This window comes from Campylobacter concisus, assembly GCF_003048445.1.
GTDB lineage: Bacteria > Campylobacterota > Campylobacteria > Campylobacterales > Campylobacteraceae > Campylobacter_A > Campylobacter_A concisus_BF.
Map to the genome: position 1 here is coordinate 34,388 of NZ_PIQW01000006.1, position 12,940 is coordinate 47,327.

The 12,940-nt window shown below is 39.4% G+C and carries 12 protein-coding genes, 1 tRNA gene and 1 pseudogene; 5 read left to right on the forward strand and 9 right to left on the reverse strand.

All coding sequences use genetic code 11. The features are described 5' to 3' along the window. Positions 1–2: 2 nt before the first annotated feature. The 3 genes from CVT14_RS04695 to CVT14_RS04705 are packed head-to-tail and all read right to left on the reverse strand — an operon-like array spanning position 3 to position 1,927. A complete protein-coding gene (locus CVT14_RS04695) occupies positions 3–392 on the reverse strand; it encodes a TOBE domain-containing protein (protein WP_021088941.1) in 390 nt (129 codons plus the stop codon). Then, the gene (modA, locus tag CVT14_RS04700) at positions 389–1,144 is read right to left on the reverse strand and encodes a molybdate ABC transporter substrate-binding protein (RefSeq protein ID WP_021088999.1); all 756 of its coding nucleotides are present in this window, start codon (positions 1,142–1,144) and stop codon (positions 389–391) included. The genes CVT14_RS04695 and modA overlap by 4 nt, the downstream gene beginning before the upstream one ends. Then, entirely contained in the window at positions 1,145–1,927 is a 783-nt protein-coding gene (locus CVT14_RS04705; protein WP_107849819.1) for a TOBE domain-containing protein, read from the reverse strand. Between the two features lie 153 nt (positions 1,928–2,080). Here CVT14_RS04705 and CVT14_RS04710 point away from each other — a divergent pair, with 153 nt between their 5' ends. Genes CVT14_RS04710 through CVT14_RS04720 form a run of 3 tightly spaced genes read left to right on the forward strand, consistent with a single transcriptional unit; the run spans position 2,081 to position 5,852 of the window. Further along, on the forward strand, positions 2,081–2,797 hold the full coding sequence (locus CVT14_RS04710; RefSeq protein WP_107849820.1) for a VacJ family lipoprotein: 717 nt from the start codon (positions 2,081–2,083) through the stop codon (positions 2,795–2,797). 2 nt (positions 2,798–2,799) lie between these two features. After that, positions 2,800–3,402 carry an ABC transporter substrate-binding protein gene (locus CVT14_RS04715; RefSeq protein WP_107849821.1) on the forward strand — a complete coding sequence of 201 codons (603 nt, stop codon included), beginning with the start codon at positions 2,800–2,802 and terminating at the stop codon, positions 3,400–3,402. Continuing rightward, positions 3,402–5,852: an efflux RND transporter permease subunit gene (locus CVT14_RS04720; RefSeq protein ID WP_107849822.1), complete on the forward strand. Its 2,451-nt coding sequence runs from the start codon at positions 3,402–3,404 to the stop codon at positions 5,850–5,852. The genes CVT14_RS04715 and CVT14_RS04720 overlap by 1 nt, the downstream gene beginning before the upstream one ends. 2 nt (positions 5,853–5,854) lie before the next feature. On the opposite strand, the gene CVT14_RS04725 is transcribed toward CVT14_RS04720, so the two are convergent. Beyond that, complete coding sequence (locus CVT14_RS04725; protein ID WP_021088945.1) at positions 5,855–6,430, reverse strand: BON domain-containing protein; 576 nt, start codon at positions 6,428–6,430, stop codon at positions 5,855–5,857. A 75-nt stretch (positions 6,431–6,505) separates the two neighbouring features. On the opposite strand from CVT14_RS04725, the gene CVT14_RS10640 reads away from it, so the two are divergent. Beyond that, positions 6,506–6,603, forward strand: a tRNA-Sec gene (locus CVT14_RS10640). Positions 6,604–6,725: 122 nt separating this feature from the next. Here the strand turns inward: CVT14_RS10640 and CVT14_RS04730 are convergent. The 4 genes and pseudogenes from CVT14_RS04730 to CVT14_RS11040 form a co-directional block, all read right to left on the reverse strand. Continuing rightward, a complete protein-coding gene (locus CVT14_RS04730; protein WP_087581410.1) occupies positions 6,726–7,067 on the reverse strand; it encodes a hypothetical protein in 342 nt (113 codons plus the stop codon). A gap of 2 nt (positions 7,068–7,069) precedes the next feature. After that, a complete protein-coding gene (locus CVT14_RS04735; protein ID WP_107849823.1) occupies positions 7,070–8,392 on the reverse strand; it encodes an NFACT RNA binding domain-containing protein in 1,323 nt (440 codons plus the stop codon). 71 nt (positions 8,393–8,463) lie between these two features. Next, positions 8,464–9,729: a methyl-accepting chemotaxis protein gene (locus CVT14_RS11035; protein ID WP_413784375.1), complete on the reverse strand. Its 1,266-nt coding sequence runs from the start codon at positions 9,727–9,729 to the stop codon at positions 8,464–8,466. A 30-nt stretch (positions 9,730–9,759) separates the two neighbouring features. Next, positions 9,760–10,440 (reverse strand): annotated as a pseudogene (locus CVT14_RS11040) (cache domain-containing protein); the annotation flags it as partial. Positions 10,441–10,833: 393 nt separating this feature from the next. Here CVT14_RS11040 and leuC point away from each other — a divergent pair. After that, positions 10,834–12,099, forward strand: a complete 1,266-nt coding sequence (gene leuC / locus CVT14_RS04745) for a 3-isopropylmalate dehydratase large subunit (RefSeq protein WP_103606090.1) — start codon at positions 10,834–10,836, stop codon at positions 12,097–12,099. A 488-nt stretch (positions 12,100–12,587) separates the two neighbouring features. On the opposite strand, the gene CVT14_RS04750 is transcribed toward leuC, so the two are convergent. After that, positions 12,588–12,845: a SemiSWEET family transporter gene (locus CVT14_RS04750; RefSeq protein ID WP_012140463.1), complete on the reverse strand. Its 258-nt coding sequence runs from the start codon at positions 12,843–12,845 to the stop codon at positions 12,588–12,590. Positions 12,846–12,940: the final 95 nt, after the last annotated feature.

The following is a 12,940-nucleotide window of genomic DNA, read 5'->3' on the forward strand; positions in this document are numbered from 1 at the left end:
TTTTAAGCGCTTACGTGGATACTTGTTGATTTTATATAGGCAAAGACTTGCTCGCCTACTGCTAAATTTAGCCCTTTTAGAGCGTGATCTGAGATGATCGCTTCAAAGAAAAACTGCTCACACTTTAGGCTAACTATGCTTAAAATTTCACCGCGAGTTATGCCAGCGACCTCGCATTTTAGCTCATTTTCAAGCGAACTAGCCTCAGGTCTAAGCCTTGATAGGACGACGTCTGAGCTTTTGAAATTTAAGCTCACCTCATCATTTAGAGCAAATTTGCTAGCCTCATTTAAGGCTAGCATATATAAATTTGTCCCTAAATTTAAGCACTCAAGCTCAAAAAAGCTGACGCCATCTTTAGATGAAATTTGAACGATCTTTGCTCTAATCATTTAGCTGGGACGTTGTAGCCAAATTTCTTGAAAATTTCTCTTGCCTTTTCGCCTAAGACAAACTCATAAAATGCCTTCGCATCAGCGTTATTATCAGCATGTTTTAAGAGCACTATGCCTTGATCGATCGGAGTGTAGAGCTCTTGAGGTACGAAGATGTAGTTAGTGCCCTCTTTGTATTTTTCCATTTTTTTGTCAAACAATGCACTAGCAGCGATAAATCCAACATCTGAAGCGCTCAATGCTTGAGAAAGTGTCTCAGAAATTTTTTGAGCATAGACGATGTTTTTCTCTACTTCGTCATAAAGTTTTGCATTTTTAAGAGCCTCGATGCTAGCCTTGCCGTAAGGTGCAGTCTCTGGATTTGCTATTGAGATCGCTTTTAAGCCACGAACCACTTCGATGCCCTTTTTAAAGTCCACGTCTCTTATAGAAAAGATCGCCAAAGCGCCTTGTGCATAAACTTTTGGCGCAGCCACTGCAAAGCCTGTGTCGTATGCCTTTTGCGCAAAGCCCATATCGGCAGCCATGAAGATATCAGCTGGAGCTGAGTTTTGTATCTGCGTGACAAGGCCGCCGCTTGCGCCAAGAGTTAGATTGATCTTAGCGTCTGGATGAAGCTTGTTAAACTCTTTTATGAGCTCTGGAAACGCGTAAGTCGTGTTTGCTGCGGCATAGACATTTACCTCTGCGCCAAGTGCGTTTATGGCAAGCAGAGCTGCCACACATAGAAATTTAAAAACCTTTTTCATTTATACTCCTATAATGATTTGAGATGATTTTACTATTGCTAAAAGCGTGTCACCAACGCCTATTTGCATATCCATCGCGCTATCTTTTGTGATGATGGCAGTTAAAGTTTGCTCGTCGCTTAGTTTTAGCGTGACCTCGGCATTTACAGCGCCTATCTTTGCCTCGATGACCTCGCCTTTTAGCTGATTTTTAGTGCTTATTTTTATATCAAGATTTTTTGCAAGGATGACAGAGGGCGCTTTAAAGATGAAAACTACCTTTTGACCCACTTTTAGGCCTAAATTTTTCTCGCTCTCAACTGTTATGGTCGCTTCAAGCGTGTTGCCATTGCTTAGCTTTGCTATGATTTCAGAATTTACAGCACCTCTGTTTATGCTAACGATCTCGCATGAGAGCTGGTTTCTAGCGCTTAGATTCATACTCATTCTTTGTAAATTTATGATATCAACATCTTCGAAATCAACCTTTTGACAAATTTTTTGCAAAAAGTCCTTTTGCGTCTCGAGGATAGCGTCGTAAATTTTTATCAGTTTTTTGGCGTATGGGCTAAGCTCTGAACCGCTATTTTTCTTGTTGCCATCAGCTCTTATGATGAGAGGCTTGCTGCTTTTGTTGTTTATCGTATCTAAGCAGTCCCAAGCGTTTTTATATGATATGCCGACAACCTCAGCCGCTTTTGTGATGCTTTTTGTCTCTTTTATCGCTTTAAGTAGCGCTATATGCTTTGCTAAAACCTGCGTATCTTCGCCCAGAAATAGCTCTAAATTTATATCTGCTTTCAAATTTTTAACCTCTAAATATATAATAATAATTTGCAAAGTATATCTAATTATATTAATACAAAAGCTTAAATTACAAATTTTCTTTAACTTTTTGTAAAGTTTCAAGAGGATAAAATCAAGCTGTGTTTTATAAATAAATTTTAAGGTTTTATGATGAAATTTTTGCTTGCTATCTTTTGTAGCCTGCTTTTAGCCTGTGCCAGTGCCGATATAAACGCGACTAATGGCAATGAAAATGATGATTTTGACGTTGAATTTGAAGCAAAAAAAGATGTTTTTGACCCGCTTAGTGGCTACAACAGAGTGATGACAAATGTAAATGACTTTATATACATAAATATGCTAACTCCAGTGGCAAAAGGCTACGCTTATGTCGTGCCAGCCACAGCTAGGACGATGGTTGCAAATTTCTTTGACAACCTCCTTTTCCCAGTGCGTTTTGTAAATAACTTGCTTCAGTTTAAATTTCAAAACGCTGGTGAAGAGACTTTGCGCTTTTTGGCAAACACGATAATTGGCTTTGGAGGGCTAACAGACGGAGCAAAATACTATGATCTAAAGCCTCACAACGAGGACTTTGGACAAACCCTTGGTTACTGGGGGCTAGGAAGCGGTTTTCACATCGTTTGGCCTTTGATTGGACCATCAAATTTAAGAGATACTGGCGGCCTAGTTGGAGACTATTTTGCCGATCCTATCAGCTACGTTGATCCTATGCTTTTATCGGCTGGCATCAAGTCATATAGGGCGTTTAATAGCTTTTCACAAGATCCAACTGCTTATGAAAAACTAAGAAAAGACGCGATCGATCTATATCCATTTTTACGCGATGCTTACGAGCAAAGACGCGGCAAACTTATCAAGGAGTAAGTATGAAAATTTTAAAAATTATAGCGGCGATTTTACTTTTAGCAACTAGCCTTTTTGCCCTCTCAAAAGAGCAGATAAAGCCTGAGATAGAGACGAAAGCAACAAAAGTGATCGAAGTTTTAAAAAATACAAATTTAGACGACAAGGCAAAGACAAAAGAGATTTTTACTCTGCTTGATCCACTATTTGACTACAAACAAATGGCAAAGATCAGCCTTGGCAAACGCTACAACAGCCTAAGTGCCGACGAGCAAGCTAAATTTGACGCAGCATTTGAACAAAAGCTAAAAAGCTCATATATCGACAAACTCTTAGGCTACAAAGACCAACAGATACACATCACTGGAGAGAGTGAGCCTCAAAAAAATAGATACTGGCTCACATCTGAGCTTATAAATGACGGCAAAAACTATGAATTTGTCTATAAATTTTACGATGCAAAAGAGCGTGGCTGGCTCATTTATGACCTTGATATCGTTGGTGTGAGCATCATTCAAACTTATAGAAGTCAGTTTGGCGACGTGCTAAATAATGCTGATTTTAATACGCTTTTACAAAAACTAAACGAAGCGGTTTTGCCTGATCAAAACAAAACTAATCCTTAATGCGACAAATTTTTAAATTTATCATTGCCAAAAACAAGCTTGTTATCTCGCTTGTGCTAGTTCTAAGCGTAGTTTTTGGCTGCCTTAGCACAAAGCTTAGCATCGACGCCTCAGCCGAGACCTTGCTGCTTGAACATGACCCAGATCTAAAAGCTTATAGGCAGATTGCAAAGCGCTACGACTCGCCAGGGCTTTTGGTGGTCGCTTTTACCCCAAAAGATGATCTTTTTTTACCTAAAAATTTAGAGCTTATTAAAAATTTAAGTGGCGAGCTAGCCAAAAACGATATAGTTAGCAGCGTCATCTCTATCTTAAACGTGCCGCTTCTAAATAGCGTAAAAGGTGGCGTGACTGGCATCTTAGAGCACACACCAACGCTAAGTGATAAAGATATAAATATCTCAAAAGCAAAGCTTGAGTTTGCAAAAAGTCCCATTTATAGCGGAAATTTGATAAGCAAAGATCTAAAAACCACAGCGATTGCGCTAAATTTAAAGCAAGATGAAAAATTTAACGAGCTTTTAAATGAGCGAAATTTACTTAGTCAAAAAGAGTCAAACGGCACTATCACACAGGCTGAAAAAGAGAAATTTAAAGCGCTTTTAGCGGAGTTTAAAGCCTACCGAGATGAGCTTAGAAAGAGCGATCACAAAAACCTTGAAGCCATAAAGACAGCCATTGCTAAATTTAACGCAAACGATGAGCTGTTTTTGGGCGGTGCGAATATGATCGCTGATGATATGATAGGCTTTATAAAGAGCGATCTTTTGGTTTATGGGCTAAGTGTTTTAGCGCTTCTTAGCTTTAGTTTGTGGCTATTTTTCAGGCAGGTTAGATGGATCGTCTTGCCGATGTTTATCTGCGCAGTAAGTGCCATTTTTACTACTGGGATTTTTGGTATGTTTGGCTGGGAAGTGACGGTCATTAGCTCAAACTACATCGCACTTCAGCTCATTATTACCATCTCAACAGTCATCCACCTAGTCGTTAGCTACAGGGAATTTTACGCAAGGCATCCAAAATACAGCCAAAATCAGCTCATCTACCTGACACTTCGTGACAAATTTTCTCCATCTTTTTGGGCGATTTTTACAACAGTTATTGGCTTTAGCTCACTCATGAGTGCCGATATAAAGCCAGTTATCATGCTTGGCATTATGATGAGTGCTGGCATTAGCGTTTCACTTGTGCTTGTATTTTTGCTATTTGGCGCGATAAATGTAAATTTAAAGAAGCTTGCTCCTGTTAGGACATTTGAAAATAGCTTTAAATTTACAAAATACTGCGCAAATTTAGCCCTAAACTCAAGAAAGATCATCTACACAGTTTGCGTTTTGGTCGTCTGCTTTGGCGTCTATGGCATAAGCAAGATAAAGGTCGAAAACAGCTTCATTGGCTACTTTAAAGAGAGCACGCAGATACGCCAAGGCATGCAGGTCATTGACACAAAGCTTGGCGGAACGATCCCAGTTGATGTGATAGTTAAATTTAAAGAGAGCGAGCCAAAACAAGAAAAAACTGATGAAAAAGATGACTTTGAAAGCGAGTTTGAAAACGACGCAAAGAGCGCAAAATACTGGTTTAACAGCTACCACACAAGAGTTGCAGAGAAAATTCACGACCATTTGACGCAGCAAAAATTTGTAGGCAACGTAAGCTCTCTTGCAACGCTTATAAAAGCGATAAAAGAGCTAAATAACGGCGTTAGTGATGATTTTTTGCTAGCAGCTATGTATGAAAAGCTACCACTTGAGTATAAAAACATCTTGCTAAGCCCTTATGTAAGCGTCGAAAATGACGAGCTTAGATTTAGTTTAAGGATCATTGATAGCGACTCTGAGCTTAGGCGAAATGAGTTTCTAAAAGAGCTTAAAACTGGGCTTTTAGAGCTAACTAAAAACGATAACGTAAGCATCGAAGTTGTCGGTATGATGGTGCTTTATAACAACATGCTTCAAAATTTACTTAGCTCGCAGGTTGATACATTTGGACTAACGGTTGCGATACTTTTTGTTATATTCTGCTTTGTTTTTAGAAGTATCAAGCTAGCAACCATCGCGATAGTTTCAAATTTGATCCCGCTTTGCACCCTTTTTGGCGTGATGGGATTTTTTGGCATACCGCTTGATGTGATGAGCATTACGATAGCGGCCATTAGTATAGGCATCGGCGTTGATGATATCATCCACTACATCCACCGCTTCAAAGAGGAGCTGCTTACAAAGGACGTTTTTGATAGCATTAAGGCTGCACACGCTAGCATCGGATACGCGATGTATTACACCTCATTTACCATTTTTCTTGGCTTTAGCGTGATGATAACTAGCAACTTTATACCGACAATTTATTTTGGCTTGCTAACTGATCTTGTTATGGTCTTTATGCTACTTGGCGCGCTCATCATCTTGCCAAGTTTAATAGCAAGTTTTGTGAAAAAGCGCGAGGCATAAATTTATTTGATAACTTTGATAAACGAATAGACATCAGCCACGCCGTCAATGTGCTTAGCGTACCAAATGGCGTGCTTTTCTTGCTCGATGCTATCTACCACACCGCTAAAAACAACGTCACAGCCAACGATGCTAACACGCACATTTGTGCCCTCAACGACACTATCTTTGAAGAGATTTTGCTTTAAATTTGCAAGAATGCTCAGGCTATCGCACGGATACTCGCTCTTTTTCACCCTAAGATAGGTGTAAATTTTTCGCACGCCGTCTGTACTTTTGGCAAGCTCAACTAGCTTACCTTCAAGCTCTTTGCTATCAACAAGCCCTATGAGATAGGCGTCGCCGTAAAAAACCTCTATCTCGATGTCAATGTTGCTAAGTCCTTTTGAAAACAAAATTTTGCTTTGTAGCTTGCTTTGGATAAATTTATCACGAGAGATCGAGTAGATGCCGCGTTTATCGCGAGAAATGGAGTATGCGTCATATACATTTAGCGGCGCTGTTGCTGGGGTGAGGACTGAGGAGCAAGAGCTAAAAAATAAGACCAAAAATGCAAAAACGCTAAATTTAGAAATCATAAATCCTTTTGTAATTTCAAAAAGTTTATAGAAAATGGGCTAAAATTTATCTAAATCTGCTAAAATAACGCACACGGAGGATAAAGTAATCTGGTGATGCTCACGGGCTTCAAACCCGATGACTGGGCGGTTGACCGTCTGGTGGGGAGTTCGATTCTCTCATCCTCTCGCCACTTTTACTTCTTTTAAATTTCTACTTTTTAAATGATCTTTTTTTGATTTTAAGGCGCAGTTAGCTAGTAAAATTTCAAAAACGAAGGTTGCAAATTTAAACCATGGTCTTTAAATTTAAAGTTTAAATTTTTATATCCAAAACGTGCGGTTCTTCGCTCTCTTCTTCGCTATCAAGCTCGTCTTCTAAGACCTCTTCATCTTTGGCTTTTGCGTTTTGCTCTTCGTTTTCAAACTCGCTCGCCTCTTCTTCGCTTTTTTGACGCTCGTGCTCTTTTTCAGGGTCTATTTTATATGACTCCTCCATCGGACGCACCTCTTTGATCTCCTCGTTTTGCTGGGTGGCTAGCTCAGATGCCATTAGCGCTTGCATGTCAAAGCGTGCTTGCTGGTTTGCATGCACCTGTGAGACGACTGGGGCGTTTTGGTTGATGAAGTTGCTGTTTCCTAAAGGTGTTACCGCCATTTTTAGCCTTTATTTATGATGATCGTTTTGTAGTTTGTGTAAGTGACGTTTGCGCCATTTTCACGCCTTAAATTTTCACGTTTGGTGTAATCCACCTCGTATCTGCCAGCCCCTTTTACGCTAAACTCCACGCAAAATTTAGCAGCCATTTCTAGCACGTCTTCTGGCACTTTGCTCTTGTTCGTTTTTATGATGACGTGAGCGCTTGGGGCGTCTTTTAAATGAAGCCAGATGTCGTCTTTTTTGGCAAGATCAAGTAAATTTATATTGCCTTTTTCATTTCTGCCAACTAAAATTTTAAACTCTCTAACGTAAAAAATTTCAGCATTTTCGCTCACATCTTTTATCTGGCGCTCTCTTTGTTTTGCCTTGTTTTTTGGGCTTAAAATTTCAAGCTCGTAAGCGCTTTTTGCCTCTTTTAAAAGTGACTTTAGCCCTTCTAAAAACTCGATCTTTTCACTTAAATTTCTCTTTTCTATCTCCACACCAAGGGCTTTTGCACGAAGTTTTTTTGATCTTGAGTAAAATTCATTTGCGCTATTTTTTGGCGTGTCACTAAGAGTTAGTTTTATCTCGTTGCCGTTAAAATCATTAAGAGAAATTTCTCTCTCATAGCCCTTAAAATTTGCCAAATTTGCAAGCAAGAGCGTGCCGTAGTTTGCAAACTCCTCGCTCTTTTTCATAAGCTCATCTTTATCTTCAAGCGAGTTTAAAATTTCACTCATACTATCTATCTTTTTTTGCACGCTAGCAAGCTTTGCCTCTTTTAAGCTAGCTATCCTAGACTCGTTTATCCTGGCTGCTTCATTTTTAAAAAATGCCTCAAAGTCAGTTATCGGCTCGCACGGCTTTTCTTTTATAGCGATGGCTGGCAGCTCTTTTAAAACCTCACCAGTTTCTATCTTTCGGTAGCTATTATCGATGTGCCTTAGCGCCTCGATGATCACGTTATTTTCATCAGTTATCACAGCATTTGTAAAGCGGCCTGTAAATTCAAGATAGAGGATGAAATTTTCGCTTTTATATGAGCCACTTTGCGTGCAGGTAAATTTTAAAATTCTATTGTCTTTTAGGCACTCGACGCTTTTTATATGTGAGGCGTTAAAGCGCTTTTTTAGGACATTATCAAAGGGTGCTTGATAAATTTTCGCCTCTTTTAGCTCATCATCTTTGTAGATCGCTGAGTTTGACTTATTTAGATCAAAAATGATCTTTTCGCCGCTAAATTCGATAAGTATAGCCATGTCGCTTACGCGCTTTGCTTGGCTTATCTTTTTAAATTTCGATAGATAATCTGCTATTTGAACTAAATGTGCGTACTTCATGCGGGGATTATATCAGAAATGTTGCAAAAATGTTTTAATGAAATGTCCTAGCTGGCTTGCTAGGACAAAAGTTAAAATTTGTTTTTAGCGACCTCTTTAACGATCTGATCAGCGATCTCATCGACTTCGTTTGTGGCCTTGTTTGTTTGATTTGCCACTTCAAGATTTTCTTTTGTTAGGTTGTCGATGTCAGCAACTAGAGTGTTTATCTGAGCGATCGCTATGGTTTGCTCGTTTATGGCTGCACTCATATCATCGATGTTTTGCGTTAGGATATTTGCATTTGCCTCGATCTCACCAAGGCTTTTTTGAGTGCGCTCGGCTAAATTTCTAACCTCATCAGCCACAACCGCAAAGCCTCTGCCATGCTCTCCCGCACGTGCTGCTTCAATGGCAGCGTTAAGGGCTAGTAAATTTGTCTGATCGGCGATGTCGTGGATGATGGTGATGATATTTTTTATCTCCTCAGACTGCCTTTTGACATCGTCTGATCTTGCATTTACCTGCCTCATAGACGCACTCATTTGCTCAACCGCAGCCGCACCCTCAGAGAGCGATGTAGCACTCTTGTTTGCTTTAGTCGTTAGCTCTTGCATGTAGCCTTTTAGCGCTTTTGCGCGGTCTTCTAGCAGTTTTGCGACATCTTCATTATTTTTTAGCATCTGCGCGATCTTATCGCCAAGCGCGTCGATGCCTTTTGCGATGACGCCCTCGTCATTTATCCTAGCGGTAAAGTCGTTTTTAAAGTAAATTTCTAGCACCTTTAAGATATCGTGCTCATTTGAAGCGATATTTGTCTTTAGTGAGTCACGTAGATCGCCAAATGCCTCTTTTAGTTTTAGCAGAGCTTGGCTATTTGTCGTCGCTTCAAGCGTCGCTCTAAAGTCGCCACCTTTTATCTTGCTTACAAATTCTTGCGTTTTGGCTAAAAACTCGCGCTCGTTATTTAAATTCTCTTTTGTGCTTTCTATATTTTCGTTGATTATGCTAGCCATAACGCCTAGCTCGTCGTTACTTTTTAGCTTGATAGGCTCGATGTTTGAAGTTTTGTTGTTTATAAATTTAAAGACTTCGATTAGCCCATTTTGTATCGTTAAAACCGGCCTTAAGAAGTATCTAACGACCACCATAATAGCGATGATGACTGAGATCAAAAACAGACTAAACATCAAAATTTGCTTATTTGAAGCACTTTGAATTTCAGCCACAAACTCATCAGCATCAGCCACTATGCAGACGTTCCAGCCAGTTAGCTTTTGGTTTTGGCAGTAGATGACGTTTCTCATGCCGTTATGGAAAAATAGCGAAACCTTGTCGCCCTCTATGCTCTTTTTCATATTTTCTTTGATAAGGCTTTTGTAGTTTTCATCTTCTTTTGTGATCAAATTTACATCAGGATGAACTATCGCTTTGCCGTTGTCATCGGCGATCATGATACTTGAAGTCTTAGTCGTTTTTATCTCTAAAAGCTCCTGGCTAAAGCTGTTTAAGAAGATATTTGCACCAATTACCGCTACAAGCTTATGGTTGCTATCAAAGATAGGAGCGTAGGCTGTGATGGTTAAATTCTTTGTCGTGACATCTACGTATGGCTCTGAAAATCCGGACTTGCCGCTGCTGCTAGCACCCTGAAACCAAGCTCTTGTGCGACCGTCAAAATTTGGTATCAAAAATGGCTGGTTGTTTTTCAAAAGATCAGTCTTGATGACGTTGCCGTTATCTGCATAGCCTACAAATAGCGCGTCAAATGGCGAAATGACAAACGCACCTTTTAGCGCCTCAGCTATATCGTCCCTGTTAGCGTAGAGCTTTTTATCTTCAAGCTCTTTTGCAAAGGTTTGCACCATGTGAAGTCTTGACTTTAAAAACTCATCGACAAAGTACATCGTCGATTTTAGCCCAGTTTTGCGCACATTGTTGTAGGACTGAATTTTTTCCGATTTGGAATTTGAGTAGTTTATGCTAAAAAATATGCCTATGCCTATTAGCATCCAAGCTGTCAGCAAAAAGGCTATCTTGTTAGACAAGCTAGAAAATAGTCTCTTCATCTTAAATCCTTTTAAAATTTTCGGCGTATTTTATAATAAAAGTTAAACAATATCTCTTAATTTTTATTTTTAAGAAAAAATAGCAAAAAGTAGCTAAATAACGCTTGTTATGATAAATTTTGCTAAATTTTATTAATTTAATTATCCAAAGTAATAAACAGAGTATTTTAAGGACTTATAATGAAATTTAAGGCTAAATTTGACGCTAAATTTATTTTAGTTGCTTAAATTATAATTTTAAAATATATAAAAAAGAAAATGCTATCTTGTAAATCTTATCCGCCAAAATTTTTAGCATAAATTTTTTGTCAAATTTATAGTGATTTAAAGCGCTGGCTAAATATCTTTTTATACAAATTTCGTTAAAATCGCCTCAAAATTTAAAGGAAATTTATGAAACAAACTATCACCGAGAAAATATTTTCAGATCACGTTGGCAAAGAGGTAAGCGCAGGAGAGATCATCGAGAGCAAGATCGATATGATCATAGGCAACGACATCACGACGCCTATTTCGATCAAGCAGTTTGAGCGAAGTGGTGCGACAAAGCTAGCCAACCCAGACGGCTTTGCCATCGTGATGGACCACTACATCCCGACAAAGGACATCCTAAGCGCAAATCAAGCCAAAATTTCACGCGAATTTGCCTACAAACACGACCTTAAAAACTATTTTGACGAAAAAGATATGGGCATCGAGCACGCGATTTTGCCTGAAAAAGGGCTAGTCATCCCAGGCGACGTCATCATCGGCGCAGACAGCCACACCTGTACGCACGGCGCTCTTGGAGCATTTAGCACCGGCATGGGTAGCACCGACCTAGCTTACGCGATGATCACTGGCAAAAACTGGTTTAAAGTGCCTGAGAGTATCAAAGTTGTCTTTAAAGGCAAGCTTGATAAGCACGTTTATGGTAAGGATCTCATCCTTGAGATCATCCGCCAAATAGGCGTTGATGGCGCACTTTACAAGGCGCTCGAGTTTAGCGGCGAGGTGATAGATGGCCTTAGTATGGATGATAGATTTTCAATGTGTAATATGGCGATCGAAGCTGGCGCAAAGAGCGGTATCATCGCGGTTGATGAGATCACAAAAGAGTTTTTAAAAGATAAAAATTTGCGCGATAAGCCAAAATTTTTCTACTCGGACGATGGCGCAAAATACGACAAAATTTTAGAGATCGATGTCACAAAACTTGATCCAGTCATCGCATATCCATTTTTGCCAAGCAACGGCAAGAGCGTAAGGCAGGCGGTTCACGACGATCTAGCTATCGATCAGGCATTTATAGGCTCATGCACAAATGGCCGTTTAAGCGACCTTCGCATAGCAGCGCAGATCCTAAAAGGCAAAAAAGTAGCTCGCAAAACAAGGCTCATCATCACTCCAGCGACGCAAAAGATCGCAAGAGCTGCTGAAAAAGAGGGGCTTATCGACATTTTCATCGAAGCAGGAGCGGTTGTGAGCAACCCAACATGTGGCGCTTGTCTTGGCGGATATATGGGCATTTTAGGTGCAAATGAACGCTGCATATCGACTACAAACAGAAATTTCGTCGGCCGTATGGGCGATAGGACTAGTGAAATTTATCTGGCTAACTCGGCTGTTGTGGCGGCGAGCGCGATAGCTGGTAAAATCGCTGATCCGCGTGATCTTTAGAATAACGGCTCGTCTCGCGAGTGTTTTTAACGGAGCTAGTAAAAATTTAGCTCGATAGACTAAAATGTCTTATCTTTGCTAAATTTTTACGTCGCAACCCTTAAAACCATCTCACAATACTTTGCCTTATCTTTTTCACAAATTTTGATGAAATTCCTTCTGAAAATTTCGTCACAACATCCAAACCTATCTTAAAATCTTACCGCTAAATTTTTAAAATATAAATCCGACCTAGCAATCAATATATTCTTACATTAATCTTGAGATGAAATTTGTTTTCTAAAAAATTTAAACCTATCTCACAACACTTTGCCTTATTTTTTTGACAAATTTTGATGAAATGTTTTTTTGTGAAATTTTCGTTGCAATATCTGGTTTTATCTGTAAAAATTAAAGAAATTCGAAAGTATTTTGTATAAATTAAATTTAGCCGATAAATTTACAAATTTACCGGCTATTTTTAGCGTAAAAGGCTTGAAGTTAGCGCATTAAAACGCTGTTATAGTTGCCAAAAGTCCAAAGATTATGCCTGGTAGGTTTGCAGCAGCTAGCGGATAGTCTCTTTTAGATTTTAGTAGGCCGTAACTTGTCCAGATCGTGCAGTTTAGCGCAGCTGCTAGTGGCTGTATATAAGGCGTTTTGTTGCCATCAAGGTTGCCCATTATCTGTGGGATGTATGAAAAATACATAACAACCGATAAGCACGTGCCTATCCAACCTAAAATTTGTAAATTTCTTTCACTCATGTGATCTCCTTTAAAAGTAAGCCATTATATTATTCTTAGCTTTATGATTAGCGTGGTAAAAAAATTAATTTTATCTGCCAGAAAGTAGCCCATTG

What these genes read in the sequence shown, in the direction of transcription:
- CVT14_RS04695 (WP_021088941.1), bottom strand. Translation starts at nt 392, where the DNA reads ATGATTAGAGCAAAGATCGTTCAAATTTCATCTAAAGATGGCGTCAGC.
- CVT14_RS04715 (WP_107849821.1), top strand. Translation starts at nt 2,800, where the DNA reads ATGAAAATTTTAAAAATTATAGCGGCGATTTTACTTTTAGCAACTAGC.
- CVT14_RS04710 (WP_107849820.1), top strand. Translation starts at nt 2,081, where the DNA reads ATGAAATTTTTGCTTGCTATCTTTTGTAGCCTGCTTTTAGCCTGTGCC.
- CVT14_RS11035 (WP_413784375.1), bottom strand. Translation starts at nt 9,729, where the DNA reads ATGAAAAAGAGCATAGAGGGCGACAAGGTTTCGCTATTTTTCCATAAC.
- CVT14_RS04730 (WP_087581410.1), bottom strand. Translation starts at nt 7,067, where the DNA reads ATGGCGGTAACACCTTTAGGAAACAGCAACTTCATCAACCAAAACGCC.
- CVT14_RS04725 (WP_021088945.1), bottom strand. Translation starts at nt 6,430, where the DNA reads ATGATTTCTAAATTTAGCGTTTTTGCATTTTTGGTCTTATTTTTTAGC.
- modA (WP_021088999.1), bottom strand. Translation starts at nt 1,144, where the DNA reads ATGAAAAAGGTTTTTAAATTTCTATGTGTGGCAGCTCTGCTTGCCATA.
- CVT14_RS04720 (WP_107849822.1), top strand. Translation starts at nt 3,402, where the DNA reads ATGCGACAAATTTTTAAATTTATCATTGCCAAAAACAAGCTTGTTATC.
- CVT14_RS04735 (WP_107849823.1), bottom strand. Translation starts at nt 8,392, where the DNA reads ATGAAGTACGCACATTTAGTTCAAATAGCAGATTATCTATCGAAATTT.
- CVT14_RS04750 (WP_012140463.1), bottom strand. Translation starts at nt 12,845, where the DNA reads ATGAGTGAAAGAAATTTACAAATTTTAGGTTGGATAGGCACGTGCTTA.
- leuC (WP_103606090.1), top strand. Translation starts at nt 10,834, where the DNA reads ATGAAACAAACTATCACCGAGAAAATATTTTCAGATCACGTTGGCAAA.